The sequence below is a fragment of the Stutzerimonas stutzeri genome, from assembly GCF_024448895.1.
Taxonomy (GTDB): Bacteria; Pseudomonadota; Gammaproteobacteria; order Pseudomonadales; family Pseudomonadaceae; genus Stutzerimonas; species Stutzerimonas stutzeri_Q.
Genome location: NZ_JAMOIC010000014.1, coordinates 49,700 through 66,145 on the forward strand (window position 1 = coordinate 49,700; position 16,446 = coordinate 66,145).

The 16,446-nt window shown below is 61.9% G+C and carries 16 protein-coding genes; 12 read left to right on the top strand and 4 right to left on the bottom strand.

Features of this window, described 5'->3' with window-relative positions; genetic code table 11:
- The first annotated feature begins 43 nt into the window (after nucleotides 1-43).
- From NA619_RS16620 to ppnN, 4 genes are all read left to right on the top strand, one after another.
- Complete coding sequence (locus NA619_RS16620; protein WP_255962965.1) at nucleotides 44-664, top strand: CDP-alcohol phosphatidyltransferase family protein; 621 nt, start codon at nucleotides 44-46, stop codon at nucleotides 662-664.
- A gap of 103 nt (nucleotides 665-767) precedes the next feature.
- Nucleotides 768-1,388 carry a lysophospholipid acyltransferase family protein gene (locus tag NA619_RS16625; protein ID WP_255962966.1) on the top strand — a complete coding sequence of 207 codons (621 nt, stop codon included), beginning with the start codon at nucleotides 768-770 and terminating at the stop codon, nucleotides 1,386-1,388.
- Nucleotide 1,389: 1 nt separating this feature from the next.
- Entirely contained in the window at nucleotides 1,390-2,322 is a 933-nt protein-coding gene (locus NA619_RS16630; protein WP_255962968.1) for a phosphatidate cytidylyltransferase, read from the top strand.
- Between the two features lie 303 nt (nucleotides 2,323-2,625).
- Entirely contained in the window at nucleotides 2,626-3,999 is a 1,374-nt protein-coding gene (gene ppnN / locus NA619_RS16635; RefSeq protein WP_255962969.1) for a nucleotide 5'-monophosphate nucleosidase PpnN, read from the top strand.
- 242 nt (nucleotides 4,000-4,241) lie between these two features.
- Here ppnN and NA619_RS16640 read toward each other — a convergent pair whose 3' ends face one another.
- The 3 genes from NA619_RS16640 to NA619_RS16650 form a co-directional block, all read right to left on the bottom strand.
- Nucleotides 4,242-4,937, bottom strand: a complete 696-nt coding sequence (locus NA619_RS16640) for an NrdJb (protein WP_255962970.1) — start codon at nucleotides 4,935-4,937, stop codon at nucleotides 4,242-4,244.
- A 50-nt stretch (nucleotides 4,938-4,987) separates the two neighbouring features.
- Nucleotides 4,988-7,138, bottom strand: a complete 2,151-nt coding sequence (locus tag NA619_RS16645; RefSeq protein WP_255962971.1) for an adenosylcobalamin-dependent ribonucleoside-diphosphate reductase — start codon at nucleotides 7,136-7,138, stop codon at nucleotides 4,988-4,990.
- Nucleotides 7,139-7,288: 150 nt separating this feature from the next.
- Entirely contained in the window at nucleotides 7,289-8,350 is a 1,062-nt protein-coding gene (locus NA619_RS16650) for a zinc ABC transporter substrate-binding protein (protein ID WP_255962972.1), read from the bottom strand.
- A 65-nt stretch (nucleotides 8,351-8,415) separates the two neighbouring features.
- Here NA619_RS16650 and zur point away from each other — a divergent pair, with 65 nt between their 5' ends.
- The 5 genes from zur to NA619_RS16675 all read left to right on the top strand — a co-directional run bounded on the left by zur (nucleotide 8,416) and on the right by NA619_RS16675 (nucleotide 11,403).
- Nucleotides 8,416-8,901 (top strand): zinc uptake transcriptional repressor Zur, encoded by a 486-nt coding sequence (gene zur, locus NA619_RS16655; RefSeq protein ID WP_255962973.1) that lies wholly within the window; start codon nucleotides 8,416-8,418, stop codon nucleotides 8,899-8,901.
- On the top strand, nucleotides 8,898-9,668 hold the full coding sequence (gene znuC / locus NA619_RS16660; protein WP_255962974.1) for a zinc ABC transporter ATP-binding protein ZnuC: 771 nt from the start codon (nucleotides 8,898-8,900) through the stop codon (nucleotides 9,666-9,668). The genes zur and znuC overlap by 4 nt, the downstream gene beginning before the upstream one ends.
- 5 nt (nucleotides 9,669-9,673) lie before the next feature.
- Nucleotides 9,674-10,459, top strand: coding sequence for a zinc ABC transporter permease subunit ZnuB (gene znuB, locus NA619_RS16665; protein WP_255963030.1), 786 nt, complete (start codon nucleotides 9,674-9,676; stop codon nucleotides 10,457-10,459).
- A gap of 4 nt (nucleotides 10,460-10,463) precedes the next feature.
- Nucleotides 10,464-10,970, top strand: coding sequence for a M48 family metallopeptidase (locus tag NA619_RS16670; protein ID WP_255962975.1), 507 nt, complete (start codon nucleotides 10,464-10,466; stop codon nucleotides 10,968-10,970).
- Between the two features lie 127 nt (nucleotides 10,971-11,097).
- Entirely contained in the window at nucleotides 11,098-11,403 is a 306-nt protein-coding gene (locus NA619_RS16675; protein ID WP_255962976.1) for an NIPSNAP family protein, read from the top strand.
- A gap of 66 nt (nucleotides 11,404-11,469) precedes the next feature.
- Here NA619_RS16675 and katE read toward each other — a convergent pair whose 3' ends face one another.
- Complete coding sequence (gene katE, locus NA619_RS16680; protein ID WP_255962977.1) at nucleotides 11,470-13,614, bottom strand: catalase HPII; 2,145 nt, start codon at nucleotides 13,612-13,614, stop codon at nucleotides 11,470-11,472.
- Between the two features lie 271 nt (nucleotides 13,615-13,885).
- On the opposite strand from katE, the gene NA619_RS16685 reads away from it, so the two are divergent.
- The 3 genes from NA619_RS16685 (at nucleotide 13,886) to NA619_RS16695 (ending at nucleotide 16,417) form a co-directional block, all read left to right on the top strand.
- The gene (locus tag NA619_RS16685) at nucleotides 13,886-14,908 is read left to right on the top strand and encodes a methionine ABC transporter ATP-binding protein (RefSeq protein WP_255962978.1); all 1,023 of its coding nucleotides are present in this window, start codon (nucleotides 13,886-13,888) and stop codon (nucleotides 14,906-14,908) included.
- Complete coding sequence (locus tag NA619_RS16690) at nucleotides 14,908-15,573, top strand: methionine ABC transporter permease (protein WP_255962979.1); 666 nt, start codon at nucleotides 14,908-14,910, stop codon at nucleotides 15,571-15,573. Before NA619_RS16685 ends, NA619_RS16690 begins: the two co-directional genes overlap by 1 nt.
- Before the next feature lie 70 nt (nucleotides 15,574-15,643).
- A complete protein-coding gene (locus NA619_RS16695) occupies nucleotides 15,644-16,417 on the top strand; it encodes a MetQ/NlpA family ABC transporter substrate-binding protein (protein ID WP_255962980.1) in 774 nt (257 codons plus the stop codon).
- Nucleotides 16,418-16,446: the final 29 nt, after the last annotated feature.

Here is a 16,446-nt window from a genome sequence, read left to right on the forward strand (position 1 = left end):
GCTCTCGCCTGGCGCCGCCCTAACCATCGAAAGGAATCGATGCATGCCCTCCATCTACCAGCTCAAACCTCGCTTTCAGGACCTGTTGCGTCCATTGGTGCAGCGCCTTTTCAGGCTGAAGGTCACGGCCAATCAGGTCACTCTGCTGGCGCTGGTGATTTCGTTGCTGGTCGCAGCGACCGTAGCCTCACTGGCGCACGTGGTCTGGGTCTTTCTGTTGATCCCGGTGTGGATGACGCTGCGCATGGCGCTCAACGCTATCGACGGGATGCTGGCCCGGGAGTTCGGGCAACAGTCCAGGCTCGGCGCCTATCTCAACGAACTCTGCGACGTCGCAGCCGACAGTGCCCTCTATCTTCCCTTCGCGCTGGTGACTGGCGTCTGGCCGGCCGCCGTCGTGCTGGTCGTGATACTCGCGCTGATCAGCGAATACGCCGGCGTCCTCGGCCCCATGGTCGGCGCTTCACGACGCTACGATGGCCCCATGGGCAAAAGTGATCGTGCCTTCGTCTTTGGCGTACTGGCGGTCGGCATCGCCAGTAGTCTGTTGCCGCCGGCCTGGATCAACACAGCCTTGCTGCTGATTGCCGCGCTTTCGGCGCTGACGCTGATCAACCGTGTAAGACACGGCCTGCAAGAGCAATCCTCTTCCGGCCCGGCATGATCGAACTGCCGGCCCGTCTTCCCCCATCGAACAGGTGCGTGCAGACCCTGTCTGCCGAATCTGAGCCACGCTACTGATGGCCTACGCGGCCTGAGGAACATCTATGCTTGCAACCCTGCTAGCCATCGCCATAACCGGTGGGGCGCGAATGATCACCGGTGCACGCAGCCTCTGGCTCGGCTGTGCCCCGGTCAAGACCAGACGCATCTACTTTGCCAATCACAGCAGCCATGGCGACTTCGTATTGCTGTGGGCCTCGCTACCCCCGGAACTGCGCCGTCGCACCCGGCCTGTTGCCGGCGCCGACTACTGGCAAAGCAGCGCATTGCGACGCTTCATCATCAATCAGGTATTCCACGGCGTCCTGGTCGATCGCGAACGCCGCGACCCCTCAATCAACCCGCTGCAGCCCATGCTCGATGCGTTGGACGATGGTCATTCGCTGATTCTGTTTCCAGAAGGCACCCGCAACCCCGGTGAAGGTCTGCTGCCGTTCAAGGGCGGCTTGTTTCGTCTGGGTCTCGAGCGCCCGGACATCGAGCTGGTGCCGGTGTGGATCGCCAACCTCAACCGCGTGATGCCCAAGGGCCGAACGCTGCCGCTGCCGCTGTTGTGCACCATCAGCTTTGGCGCGCCGCTGAGCATCGCCGAGAACGAAGACAAGGAAGCCTTCCTGGCACGCGCACGTGACGCGCTGCTGGAACTGGCGCCGGAGGAAGCCTGACATGGATCGAAATACGATGATGCTTTTCGCCGGGATCGGCGCACTGCTGGCCTTCGCCTCCTTGATCGGCTTCGTTCTGAAGCGGCGCAGCGGTGAAACTGAAAACCCGGTGATCGACAACCTCAACGCCCGCATCAACGCCTGGTGGGTGATGGTGGCGGTAATCGGTTTCGCGTTCTGGCTGGGGCATACCGCGGTCGTCGTGCTGTTCTATCTGGTCTCGTTTTTCGCCTTGCGCGAGTTCATGACGCTGACCCCTACCCGCAGCAGCGATTATCCGGCGCTTGTTGCGGCCTTCTACTTCGTCCTGCCTTTGCAGTACCTGTTAGTCGGCATCGGCTGGTACGGCATGTTCGCGATCTTCATCCCCGTGTACATCTTCCTGCTGCTTCCGATCCTGGCCTCGCTGGGAGGCGACACCACGCGCTTCCTGGAGCGCGCCTCGAAAGTCCAGTGGGGGCTGATGATCGCGGTGTTCTGCGTCTCCCACGTGCCGGCATTGCTGACCTTGCAGATACCCGGGTTCGAGGGCCGCAATCTTCTGCTGATCGCCTGGCTGGTGATCGTCGTTCAGCTCTCGGACGTCCTTCAGTACGTCTGCGGAAAGCTGGCCGGCAAACGCAAGATCGCACCCAACCTGTCCCCATCGAAAACGGTGGAAGGTTTCGTCGGCGGCATCGCGCTGGCAACCCTTGTCGGTGCGGCACTGTTCTGGATCACACCCTTCAATTTCTGGCAGGCCGCGCTGATCGCCCTTACGGTGAATCTCCTCGGCTTTTTCGGTGGACTGGTGATGTCAGCAATCAAGCGCGACCGTGGCGTGAAAGACTGGGGGCACATGATCGAAGGTCACGGCGGCATGCTCGACCGCCTGGACTCGGTATGTTTCGCAGCACCGATCTTCTTCCATCTGGTGCGCTACTGGTGGGGCTGAAGCTAGACGACGGGCCGCAGTGCCGCAGGTAAAAGCAAAAGGTTCGAGGGGTGATCATGCGGAACCTTTCCCGTACCCTTAACGTCAAGTAATGCCCGGTCATGGGGCGGCCTGGCGGGAGTAACATGACCGAGCTCGGCCGTTGATCCGTTGCGCCTCGAATGCATCCAGGCGCGGCCATCCACCAGCGGCCGGGTGGGGCGGCTCAAACCACTGCGATGCGTGCCCGCTCCTGCCGGGCACCCACCACCTGATGCACCTGACCTGCCTGGCTCGGTGGCATTGTTTTCATGGAACCCACGAATGACCTCACGCTACGTAATCAACGCTTCGGTAAGCCCCAAGGGCAGCCTCGAAACCTTGTCACAACGGGAAGTCCAGCAACTGAGCGAAGCCGGTTCCGGCAGCACCTATACGCTGTTCCGCCAGTGCGCGCTGGCGATCCTCAACACCGGTGCGCGCATCGACAATGCCAAGACCGTGCTCGAAGCCTATGACGACTTCGAAGTGCGTATCCATCAGCAGGATCGCGGCGTGCGGCTGGAGCTGCTGAATGCCCCGGCCGATGCCTTTGTCGATGGAGAGATGATCGCCAGCACCCGCGAGATGCTCTTCAGCGCGCTACGCGACATCGTCTACACCGAAAGCGAACTGGGCAGCCCGCGGATCGATCTGACCAGCTCTCAGGGCATCACCGACTACGTCTTCCACCTGCTGCGCAACGCCCGCACGCTGAGGCCCGGCGCCGAGCCGAACATGGTGGTCTGCTGGGGCGGACACTCGATCAGCACCGAGGAATACAAGTACAGCAAGCGGGTCGGCCACGAGCTTGGCCTGCGCAACCTGAACATCTGCACAGGCTGCGGACCGGGCGTGATGAAGGGCCCGATGAAGGGCGCAACCATTGCTCACGCCAAGCAGCGCATCGCTGGCGGTCGCTACCTGGGCCTGACCGAGCCGGGCATCATCGCCGCCGAGGCGCCGAATCCGATCGTCAATGAGCTGGTCATCCTGCCGGACATCGAAAAGCGTCTTGAAGCCTTCGTCCGCGTGGGTCACGGCATCATCATCTTCCCTGGCGGCGTCGGCACGGCCGAAGAGTTTCTCTACCTGCTGGGTATCCTGCTGCACCCGGACAACCGCGAGGTGCCCTTCCCGGTCATCCTCACCGGCCCGGAAAGCGCAGCGCCCTATCTGCAGCAGCTGCGCAACTTCGTCGGCGCCACGCTTGGCGAGAAGGCTCAGAGCCTGTACCAGATCGTCATCGATGACCCGGCCGAAGTCGCGCGGCAGATGGTCGAGGGCCTGAAAGCGGTCAAGCAGTTCCGCCGCGAGCGCAACGATGCCTTTCACTTCAACTGGCTGCTGAAGATCGAAGAAGGCTTCCAGTACCCCTTCGATCCCACCCACGAAAACATGGCCAGCCTTCAGCTGACCCGAGATGTTCCGGCACACCTGCTGGCAGCGAATCTGCGCCGGGCATTTTCCGGAATCGTCGCCGGTAACGTGAAGGACAAGGGCATCCGCCGCATCGAAGAATTCGGCCGCTACGAGATCCACGGCGACCCGACGATCATGAAGCCACTGGATGAACTGCTGCAGGCCTTCGTCGAGCAGCATCGGATGAAGCTACCGGGCGGTCGGCCGTACGAGCCGTGCTACCGAGTAGTGACCTGATATCAGAAAGGGCCCTGATGGCTATCGTCGCCCGGCCAAACGCTACGCGGTAAACGTAGGGTGGGCTTCAGCCCACCGGGCGGTTGGTCGGTTGCAGAGGGCGGAACGGGGCACGGAAGCATCTGGCGGGCTAAATCCCACTCCACGGGTTCGTCCGGCCGGGCCCCGGTGATGTACCGGTGGATGTAGATTGGCTTAGCCGAAGGCGTAATCCGACGGCTCGAAGGCGTAATCCAAACCGCTCACCCACACTTCGAATTGCCGCAATTCAGGCAAGTCGCGCAGCCGTCCATCTGCACCACTGCCTGGGTATTGCACTTGCTGCACAGTTGCGCGCCGGCGGGAAAGCCTTCGCCCGGCTCCACCGTCACGGCGCCCTGGCTGGCCTCGTAGGCGGCGCGCTTTTCGGCCAGGTACTTGACCTGGGTTTCATCCAGGGCATGGCCTTCGAGCATGCCGATATGAATCAAGTGACGTTCCAGCACGCCGCCAATCTCGGCGACGATGGACGGCATGTAGACGCCGCCTTTCTTCAGATAGCCGCCACGCGGATCGAACACCGCCTTCAACTCCTCGACCAGAAAGGTGCAATCGCCACCCTTACGGAACACCGCGGACATGATCCGGGTGAGCGCGACGATCCACTGGAAATGGTCCATGTTCTTGGAGTTGATGAAGATCTCGAACGGCCGGCGCTGTTCATGGGGCGTACCGGCGTTGAGGACGACATCATTCACGGTGACGTAAAGCGCGTGCTCGAACAGCGGCGATTTGATCTTGTAGGTCATGCCGACCAGTGTTTCCGGACGCTGGAGACTTTCATCCATCTCCACCACGCTGACCTTTCCAGTCGTGTTTTCAGCGGTGACGGCAGGACGCTCCAAGGTCTCGTCGACGACCTTGAAGCCCTTGATGCGTTGAGTGATCTTGACGGTCATTACAGGTTCTCCACCCAGACGGCACGGGCCGTCCGGTTATCAGTCGGGGCTCAATACTTGCCGTAGTAGCCTTCTTTCAAGGCGTCGAACAGGTTGGCGGCGGAATTGACCTCGCCGTCGTACTCGACCTCTTCATTGCCTTTGAGCTCGACCACGCTGCCGTCTTCTAGAATGAAGCGGTACAGGGTCTTCTCGAGATCAGCTTCCTTGACCAGCACGCCCTGGAACGCCGCCGGATTGAAACGGAAGGTGGTGCAGCCTTTCAGCCCCTGCCGCCAGGCGTAGCGGTAGATGTCCTTGAAGGCTTCGAAGGGATAATCGGTGGGCACGTTGGCGGTCTTGGAAATCGACGAGTCGACCCATTTCTGCGCCGCGGCCTGGATATCGACGTGCTGGGTCGGGGTGACATCGTCGGCGGTGATGAAATAGTCCGGCAGCTGCTCGCCCGGCTCGTTCGAGCCCGGCTTGGCGCGCGAATTGATCAGCGTGCGATAGGCCAGCAGTTCGTAGCTGAACACTTCGATCTTTTCCTTGGCTTTGCGCCCGGCACGGATCAGGTTGCGCGAGTAGTGATGGGCGAAACTGGGTTCGATGCCATTGGAGGCATTATTGGCCAGGCTCAGGCTGATGGTGCCGGTAGGGGCGATGGAGCTGTGATGGGTGAAGCGCGCGCCCTGTTCGGCCAGCTGATCGATCAGCTCGGGGGCGTATTCGGCAATCTTCTGCATGTAGCGTGAGTATTTGGCGTGCAGTACGCGGCCCGCTACCTGGTCGCCGAGCTTGTAGCCGTCCGTCACCATTTCAGGGCGCTTGCGCAGCATTTCGGCGGTGACCTCAAAGGTCTCGGTCAGCAGCGGCGCGGGACCTTTTTCCTTGGAAAGCTCCAACGCCACCTCCCAGCCGACCAGCGCCATTTCGCGGGCCACTTCTTCGGTAAAGACGCAGGCTTCAGGGCTGCCGTAACGCAGCTTGAGCAGCGTCAACGTAGAGCCGAGCCCGAGAAAACCCATACCGTGGCGGCGTTTGCTCTCGATCTCGTGGCGTTGCTGAGCCAGCGGCAAGCCGTTTATCTCGACGACGTTGTCGAGCATGCGGGTGAACAGGCGCACCACTTCACGGTACTTGTCCCAGTCGAAACGCGCATCGGCACCAAAGGGGTCGATGACGAAGCTGGTCAGGTTGATCGAGCCCAGCAGGCAGGAGCCATAGGGCGGCAGCGGCTGCTCGCCGCAAGGGTTGGTGGCGCGGATCGCTTCGCACCACCAGTTGTTGTTCAGCTGGTTGACCCGGTCGATGAGGATGAAGCCCGGCTCGGCATAATCGTAGGTGGAGACCATGATCATGTCCCACAGATGCCGCGCCTTGACCCGCCCATAAATCTTGCAGGCCACCAAGCCGTCGTCCCGGACGATGTAACCCTCATGGCTTGGCCACTCGCGCCACACCACCTGCTCCGAGTCGTCGAGATCAAGCTCGGCTTTTTCCTTAAGGTGCAGGGGAAAGATCAGCGGCCAGTCGGCGTCTTGATCTACCGCCTGCATGAATTCGTCGGTGATCAGCAGGCTGAGGTTGAACTGGCGCAACCGGCCGTCTTCACGCTTGGCGCGGATGAACTCGCGGACATCCGGATGGCCAACGTCAAAAGTGCCCATCTGCGCGCCACGGCGACCGCCGGCGGAGCTGACGGTGAAGCACATCTTGTCGAAGATATCCATGAACGACAGCGGCCCGCTGGTATGCGCGCCTGCGCCGGAAACAAAGGAGCCGCGCGGCCGCAAGGTGCTGAATTCATAGCCGATGCCACAGCCGGCCTTGAGGGTCAGGCCGGCCTCGTGAACCTTGCCGAGGATGTCGTCCATCGAATCGGTGATGGTGCCCGAAACGGTGCAGTTGATCGTCGAGGTGGCCGGTTTGTAATCCTGCGCGCCGGCATTGGAAATGATCCGCCCGGCGGGGATGGCGCCGTTGCGCAGCGCCCAGAGAAACTGCTGATACCAGCGTTCGCGAGTGTCGTCCTTTTCCACATCAGCAAGCGCGCGCGCAACCCGTTGCCAGGTAGCGTCGACGCTGTCATCGACGGCGCTGCCGTCCTTGCGCGTCAGGCGGTATTTCTGTGCCCAGATGTCTTCGGAAGCCGCCTGCAGGGCGATATCGGGGGTGGTTCTAGTCTCTGCCGCGATCGGCCCGTCCGTCTTCGCCATGCGCTGCGCATCCTCGTGTCGATGGTGTGGAAACCAAAGCACGAAGCATAGACATGGGTACGGGATGGGATATGACGCATATCAAGTCGCCGACGGACGACTCATCTAAGCGCCCAACGGCTGAGCGGCCGTTGGGCGATCAGACATGGATCAGAGGGATTCCAGGCAACCGGCCAGCGAGCTACCGAGGTTATCGATCAGTTGCTCATAGCCCCCGGCGGTGGCGTCGATGCCATAGCCCAGAGCATCCAGCGCAGCGACTTTTACCGGCAGACCCCGGGTCAAGCTGTCCGCCAGCCGTGGTTGAATCGGCGGCTCGTAGAACACGCAGCTCGGGCCTGCCTGCTCGAGACGCTCGCGCATTGAGGCAACGTGACGCGCCCCTGGCTGGGCCTCACCACCGGCACTGAAAACACCGGTGTGTTTGATGCCGTAGGCCGCCTCGAAATAATCGTAGGCCTCATGAAAGACGAAAAAAGGCTTGGTGCGCGTTTCACCCAGACGCTTGCCCAGGCGCTCGTCGAGTGCATTCAGCCGCTGCTTGAATGTGCTGAGATTGGTTTCGTAGCGCTTGGCATTGTCGGGATCGGCCTTTGCCATGTCCCGCGCCATGGCTTCTGCGATGACGACAGCATTGGTGGGCAACAGCCAGAGGTGCGCATCCAGGCTGCCGGGGCGATGGTCATGATCATGCTCGTGGGCCGCCGTTGCGGGCGCGGGGACCTGCGGTTCGTCATGTTCATGCTCGTCATGAGCTTCATGAGCTTCATGAGCATGGTCATCATGGTCCGCATGTTCATGCTCGTCATGCTCGCTTTCGTCGTGATGCGCGCCATGGTCGTGGCCTTCATGCACGTCACTCGCAGCATCGCCGAAGTGGCGCAGGGTCAGCTCCGGCAGGGATTGCACGGCCAGACTCGGGCCATTCCGGCCCTTGAGCACCGGACCGAGAAAGCTCTCCATGTCCGGGCCGATCCAGTAGAACAGATCGGCGCTGCGGATCTGCCGTACGTCGGACGGACGCAGCGCGTAGTGGTGGGGTGAAGCGCCTGGCGGCAACAGAACGGCGGGCTTGCCGGCGCCGTCCTGAACGGCAGCAGCGATCAGCTGCAAAGGCTTGATACTGGTCAGCACCTCAACATCGGCATGGGCCGAGGTGGCGCACAAAAGACTGGCAGTCAGAAACAACGGACGCGAAAAAAGACGGAACACGGACAACACTCGATTGAACTGAATGGGTAACATAATAACGTCTCTAAGCCACCTCGTCTCCGCTCATGCCCAAGTCCCCGCTGGCCTGCACGCCCCACGACCACGATCACTGCGTCAGTCATGCACTGGCCGAAGCCGATCAGCTTTGCGCGCGCTCCGGTGTGCGCCTCACCGCGCTGCGTAAACGGGTGCTGGAACTGGTCTGGCAAAGCCACAAGCCGTTGGGGGCCTACGACATCCTCGCCGAGCTGACGGCCCAGGACGGCCGCCGCGCCGCGCCGCCCACCGTTTACCGCGCGTTGGATTTCCTGCTGGAAAACGGGCTGGTGCATCGCATCGCATCGCTCAACGCCTTCATGGGCTGCAACCATCCGGCGCACCCGCATCAAGGCCAGTTCCTGATCTGTCGCAATTGCCACACGGCCATCGAGCTTGAGCAGGCGGCGATCAGCGGCGCCATCGATCAGGCGGCGCGCGGCGTGGGTTTCCAGGTCGAAGGCCAGACGGTGGAAGTGGTCGGGCTGTGCGAACAGTGCTGTAAAGCAGCATGAGTGAAGCGCTGATCCGCCTGGATGACATCCACGTGCGCTTTGCCAAGCAGGCGGTGCTCGAAGGTGCCGAGCTGCAGGTGCACCGCGGCGAAATCGTTACCCTGATCGGCCCCAACGGTGCTGGCAAGACCACCTTGGTGCGCGCCGTGCTCGGGCTGCTCAAGCCCGACAGCGGCAGCGTTTGGCGCAAGCCGCGCCTGCGCGTTGGCTATATGCCGCAGAAGCTGCACGTTGACCCCACGCTGCCACTGTCGGTGCTGCGCTTCCTGCGTCTGGTCCCGGGAGTGGATCGCGCCGGCGCGCTGGCGGCGCTGGACGAAGTCGGTGCTGAAGACGTCATCGACAGTCCGTTGCAGTCGGTCTCGGGTGGCGAGATGCAACGGGTGCTGCTGGCCCGCGCACTGCTCCGTGAACCGGAACTGCTGGTCCTTGACGAGCCCGTGCAGGGGGTTGATGTCTCCGGTCAGGCCGAGCTCTACCGGCTGATCGGCCGTTTGCGCGACCGTTACGGCTGCGGCGTGCTGATGGTCTCCCACGACCTGCATCTGGTGATGAGTTCCACCGATCAGGTGGTCTGCCTGAACCGCCACGTCTGCTGCTCCGGCCATCCGGAGCAGGTCAGTACTGATCCGGCTTTCGTCGAACTGTTTGGTCAGGACGCCCGCAGCCTGGCGATCTATCACCACCAGCACGACCATAGCCATGACCTGCACGGCAGCGTGGTAACCGGCAAACCCCACGTCCACGGCCCGAACTGCAAACATTGATCGACATGCCCGACTTCTTACTTAACGCCCTGCTCGCCGGCCTCGCCCTGGCGTTGGTAGCCGGCCCGCTTGGCTCCTTCGTGGTCTGGCGGCGCATGGCCTACTTTGGCGACACGCTGTCCCACTCGGCCTTGCTCGGCGTAGCGCTGGGGCTGATGCTGGAGGTCAACCTGACTCTCGCGGTAACGGTCTGCTGCGTGCTGCTCGCGGTGCTGCTGGTGACCCTGCAACAGCGCCAGCCGCTGGCCTCGGACACGCTGCTGGGCATTCTCGCCCACAGCAGCCTGTCGCTCGGCCTGGTGTCGCTGAGCTTCATGCAGGACGTGCGGATCGACCTCATGGGTTATCTGTTTGGCGATCTGCTGGCCGTCACCCCCAACGATCTGGCGTGGATCGTTGGCGGTTGCGCGCTGGTGCTGCTGGTCCTCATTCCGCTGTGGCGTCCGCTGCTGGCCGTCACCGTGCATGAAGAGCTGGCAAAGGTCGAAGGCCTGCCAGTCGCCGCCATCCGCCTGTCGCTGATGCTGCTGATCGCGATGGTGATTGCCGTGGCGATGAAGATCGTCGGCGTGCTCCTGATCACCTCGCTGCTGATCATTCCCGCGGCCGCCGCGCAACGTCACGCCCGCACGCCGGAACAGATGGCCCTGGGCGCAAGCCTGCTGGGGCTGCTGGCGGTGTGCTGCGGCCTCTCGCTGTCCTGGTATCAGGACACACCGGCAGGGCCGTCCATCGTCGTGTCCGCCGCGGCGATGTTCCTGCTCAGCTTTGCCTGGCCGCGTCGGAACTAGACCGATGACAGCACTGAGATACCTGCAGGGCTATCCGGAGCCGTTGCAGGATCAGGTCCGCCGAATGATCGAGGAGCAGCGCCTCGGCGAGTACCTCGAGCGACGCTATCCGCAACGCCATCAGGTGCAGAGCGACAAGGCGCTGTATGGCTATGTCCAGCAATTGCGCCAGAGCCACCTGAAAAGCGCACCGAGCATCGACAAGGTGCTCTACGACAACCGGCTGGACCTCACGCACCGCGCGCTCGGCCTGCACACCGCCGTGTCGCGCGTGCAGGGCGGCAAGCTCAAGGCCAAGAAGGAGATTCGCGTTGCCGCGCTGTTCAAGGAAGCGGCGCCGGAGTTTCTGCAGATGATCGTGGTGCACGAACTGGCACACCTGCGCGAGAGTGATCACAACCGCGCGTTCTACAAGCTCTGCGAACACATGATGCCCGGCTATGCCCAGACCGAATTCGACCTGCGCTGCTACCTGCACTGGCGCGAGCTGACAGACCAAGCGCCTAAGTAAGCCCGCGCGCTTCTGGAAGTCATGAAAGTCGAGGCATGAACGCAAGATTGCCAGCCGAGCAAACAGGAGTGATGCTCGAGCTGAGCAGGGTCGGTAAGCTGCGCTTCTGCCGTCCGAGGAAGCCGTTATGATCACTTGCCACGTCAAATATGTAATCGACCCCTACCAACTTCCAGCCTTCGAAAGTTATTCGCGTCTTTGGATTCGGTTGGTCAAGAGAATGGGTGGCCTGCACCACGGCTACTTTCTTCCGGCCGAGGGGGCAAACAACATTGCTTATTGTCTGTTCAGTTTTCCGAGCCTCTCGGACTATGAGCGGTATCGAAAAGAAGCTGAAACTGACGCAGAGTGCGTCCGAGCTGTGAATACAGCCTTGGAGAGCAGGTTCATCATCAGTTATGAGCGCACCTTCATGCGTCCAGTGATGGAGTGACCTAGCTGGTTTCGCGATGGCTGAACGAAAGGGAGCGGTAAACGCTCCCTTCCTGTGGTGCTCAGATCAGGCCGGAACCTGCTCCGCAGCGGCTTCCCTCGCCCAGATACGGTGTTGCGCCAGTGCCTGGGCGAACGCCGTGAACACCGTGGCTACATCGCCGTCATCACCAGTTACCAGACCGGCATCTTCCGGCAGATTCAGTGCAGTCAGCAGCTGCCGTGCATCGCCCAGTACCGCGATGGGCTTCAGATGCTTGTAGGCCTCGAGCAGGTAGTGCTTGGCGACACCGGACTTGGCCATCGTCTGCACGCTCTGCGCGCCACCTGGTACGAATACCGCATCGAAGGCGATGGAGGGCATGCCGTCCATGGCCGCATCGGGTGTCAGCATCTTGCCGTCGGCGGTTTTGACCGGCGCTGGTGAAGGCCCGATCAGCTTGGCCAATGCACCTTCGCCAGCCAGCTTTTGCTTGAACGCGTCGATTGCATCGCCATCCACGCCGTTGGCAATAAGGATCGCCACCTTGCGCGACTTGATATTGCCAGACAGGTGATTCATCAGGCTCAGAGCCGGCGAGCTGGCCGGGTTCGGCTGCTTGAGGCTGATGGTCGGTGCGGTCGGCGGCGTAACACCGATGTTTTCCGCGACGCGGCGCGCCAGCTCCAGGTCGATATTGGCGAGGATCTCGTTGACCTGGCGCTCACGGATGAACACCCGCTCCACCTTGCCCAGCTCGAAGCTGTAGGCGCCGATGATGTGCTCCTTCTCCGGAGTGCTCATGCTGTTCCAGAACAGCGTGGCCTGGGAGAAGTGATCGCTGAACGACGGGCTGCGAGCCCGTACCTTGTGCCCTTCCATGCGCTCCGGATAGCTCTCGAAGCCGCCACCGCTGGCCGCAGGCGGCGTTTCCTTCGGCCAACCGCCGTCGATGGAGTTGGGCTCGTAGTTGGCGCGGCCCTTGTTGATGGTCTGGCGATGAAGCGCGTCGCGTTGGTTGTTGTGCACCGGCGCGATCGAACGGTTGATCGGGATCTCGTGGAAGTTCGGACCGCCCAGACGCAGCAACTGGGTGTCGGTGTAGGAAAACAGCCGGCCCTGCAGCAATGGATCGTTGGTGAAATCGATACCGGGCACGATGTGGCCGATATGGAAAGCAGCCTGTTCGGTCTCGGCGAAGAAGTTGTCCGGGTTGCGGTTGAGGGTCATCTTGCCGAGCTTCTGTACCGGCACCAGCTCTTCCGGGATGATCTTGGTCGGATCGAGCAGATCGAAGTCAAACTTGTGCTCGTCGGCCTCTTCCACCACCTGCACGCCCAGCTCCCATTCAAAGTAGTCGCCCATCTCGATGGACTCCCACAGGTCGCGGCGGTTGAAATCCGGATCCTTGCCGGCCAGCTTGAGGGTTTCGTCCCATACCAGCGAGAACGCACCGGCGACAGGCTTCCAGTGGAATTTGACGAAGCGGCTGGTGCCATCGGCATTGATCAGGCGGAAGGTGTGCACGCCGAAGCCCTCCATCGCCCGCAGGCTGCGCGGGATGCCGCGGTCGGACATGGCCCAGATGACCATGTGAGCGGACTCCGGCGTCAGCGAGACGAAGTCCCAGAAGCTGTCGTGGGCGGACTGGCTCTGTGGGATCTCGTTGTGCGGCTCAGGCTTCACCGCATGGACGAAATCGGGAAACTTGATGGCGTCCTGGATGAAGAACACCGGCATGTTGTTGCCGACCAGATCGAAAATGCCTTCGTCGGTATAAAACTTGGTGGCGAAGCCGCGCACGTCACGCACGGTATCGGCCGAGCCGCGGGAGCCCTGCACGGTGGAGAAACGTACGAACACCGGCGTTTCCTTGCCCTTTCCGGCGAGGAAGGATGCCTTGGTCAATGAGCTGTGATCGTCATAGCTGACGAAAACGCCGTGCGCCGCCGAGCCGCGAGCGTGAACGATACGCTCGGGAATGCGCTCATGGTCGAAGTGGGTCAGCTTCTCGCGCATGATGAAGTCTTCGAGCAGCGAAGGACCGCGCTCGCCGGCTCGCAGGCTGTTCTGGTTGTCGGCGATCTTCACGCCCTGATTGGTGGTCAGCGCTTCGCCCGTGGCGTCGCTGCGGGAAACCTCGAGATCATCGAGCTTGGCATTGTGGTTCTGCCGATCGACCGTATTGGTACCGGCGAGCTCGCTGTGCTTCGGATCTTTCTGATGCGTCATCATGGGCCTCGGTTAAGCAAAGTGTGCTGAACCGCGAAGGAATCTGGCCGCGATTAGTGGCAGCCGATTACATGATCAATTCACGGTGTACCGGTTAGTGACCTGTCAAAGCCGCTCAAGGTTGCGCGATGCGACGATTTGCTCAGCCTATCGGAGCAATGGCTTGTCTCAATGAGTTCAGCTGCGCTACGCCCGCGGCCTGCAAACGCGTAGAATGCACGCCCCTCGCCGACCATCCCGGCGCTTACGACCGCACCCACAAGGTTCGCCCGTGATCGAATTCCAGCAAGTCCACAAAACCTATCGGGTCGCCGATCGCCGGGGCGCAGGCCGTGAAGTGCCTGCGCTCAAGCCGACAGAACTTGTGATTGGCGCGGGTGAAGTGTTCGGCCTGATCGGCCACTCCGGGGCCGGCAAGAGCACGCTGCTGCGTCTGATCAACCGCCTGGAAGAACCTTCCGGTGGTCGCATTCTGGTCAACGGCGAAGACGTCACCGCGCTGGATGCCGATGGGCTGCGGCGCTTCCGCCAGCGAGTCGGGATGATCTTCCAGCATTTCAATCTGCTGATGTCCAAGACGGTCGCTGACAACGTCGCCATGCCACTGCGACTGGCCGGTAACCATTCACGTGCCGAGATCGACACGCGCGTTGCAGCCCTGCTCGCGCGCGTCGGCCTGCAAGACCATGCGCGCAAATACCCGGCGCAGCTCTCCGGCGGACAAAAGCAGCGGGTCGGCATCGCCCGCGCCCTGGCGACTGAACCGGACATCCTGCTCTGCGACGAAGCCACCAGCGCGCTAGACCCGCAGACCACCGCTTCGGTGCTGCAGCTTCTGGCGGAGATCAACGCCGAACTGAAACTGACCATCGTGCTGATCACCCACGAGATGGACGTGATCCGGCGGGTCTGCGACCGCGTCGCGGTGATGGACGGCGGCGCCATCGTTGAACAGGGGCCAGTGACCGAGGTGTTCCTCCATCCGAAACATCCAACCACCCAACGCTTCGTCCTCGAAGACGAAGCGGTCGATGAAGGCGAACAGCGTGATGATTTCGTCCATGTCCCGGGCCGCATCCTGCGCCTGACGTTCCAGGGCGATGCCACTTACAAGCCGTTGCTGGGTACCGTGGCTCGGGAAACCGGGGTGGATTTCAGCATTCTTTCCGGCCGTATCGACCGCATCAAGGACACGCCCTATGGCCAGCTGACCCTTGCCCTGGTCGGTGGTGACATGGCCGCGGCGCTGGCCCATCTGGATGCCGCTGACGTACATGTGGAGGTGCTGCGCTGATGGAAGCCCTATTGGCAAACGTCGACTGGTACGAGATCTGGCTCGCCACACTGGACACCCTGCTGATGCTCGGCGGCTCGCTGCTGTTCACCATCCTGCTGGGCCTGCCGCTGGGCGTGCTGCTGTTCTTGACCGGCCCGCGCCAGCTGTTCGAAAACGGGCCGCTATATGGCTTCCTCTCCTTCGTGGTGAACGTGCTGCGTTCGCTGCCGTTCATCATCCTGCTGATCGTGATGATCCCGTTCACGGTGCTGATCACCGGCACATCGCTGGGCGTCGCCGGCGCCATTCCACCGCTGGTGGTGGGCGCCGCGCCCTTCTTTGCACGGCTGGTGGAAACCGCATTGCGTGAGGTCGACCGCGGCATTATCGAGGCGACCCAGGCGATGGGCGCGACCACACGCCAGATCATCTTCAACGCATTGCTGCCCGAGGCGCGCCCGGGCATCATCGCCGCAGTTACCGTCACCGCCATCACGCTGGTCTCCTACACCGCCATGGCTGGCGTGGTGGGTGCCGGCGGCCTCGGCGATCTGGCCATTCGCTTCGGCTATCAGCGTTTTCAGACCGACGTCATGGTGGTCACAGTCGTCCTGTTGCTGGTGCTGGTGCAGGTACTGCAAAGCGTCGGCGACAAGCTGGTGACACATTTTTCCCGCAAATGATTGCCCAATTCAGGCCTTACCAACCACAGATGATCGGCGACGGGTTCGTCGAGTCAGACAGGAGCTTTCCATGAAAAAACTGCTTGCCGCCTTTGCCGCTGTCGCGGCGTTCTCCGCCCAGGCCGCTGACGAGCTGAACGTCGCCGCGACCGCCGTTCCGCATGCCGAGATCCTCGAGTTCGTCAAACCCCAGCTCGCCGAACAGGGCGTCGACCTGAAGGTCAAGGTCTTCACCGACTACGTACAGCCGAACGTTCAGGTTGCCGAGAAACGTCTGGATGCCAACTTCTTCCAGCACCAGCCGTACCTGGATGAATTCAACAAGGGCAAGGGCACCGAGCTGGTCAGCGTCGCTGGCGTTCACATCGAACCCTTCGGTGCCTATGCAAGCAAGCTGAAGTCCCTGGACGAGCTGCCTAACGGCGCGACCGTCGTCATCCCCAACGACGCCACCAACGGCGGCCGTGCGCTGCTGCTGTTGCAGAAAGCCGGCGTGATCACCCTGAAAGACGGCGCCGGCATCACCGCCACGCCAAAGGACATCGCCGAGAACCCCAAGAACATCAAGATCCGTGAACTGGAAGCCGCGACCCTGCCGCGCGTGCTGACCCAGGTCGACCTGGCGCTGATCAACACCAACTACGCGCTGGAAGCCAAGCTGAACCCGACCGAGGACGCCCTGGTCATCGAAGGCAACGACTCGCCCTACGTGAACATCCTGGTCGCCCGTCCGGACAACAAGGACAGCGCCGCCATGCAGAAGCTGATCGACGTGCTGCACAGCGAAGAGGTGAAGCAATTCATCAATGAGAAATACAAAGGCGCCGTGGTTCCGGCGTTCTGATCGCCTGTGAGCTAGCCCAACGAACCCCG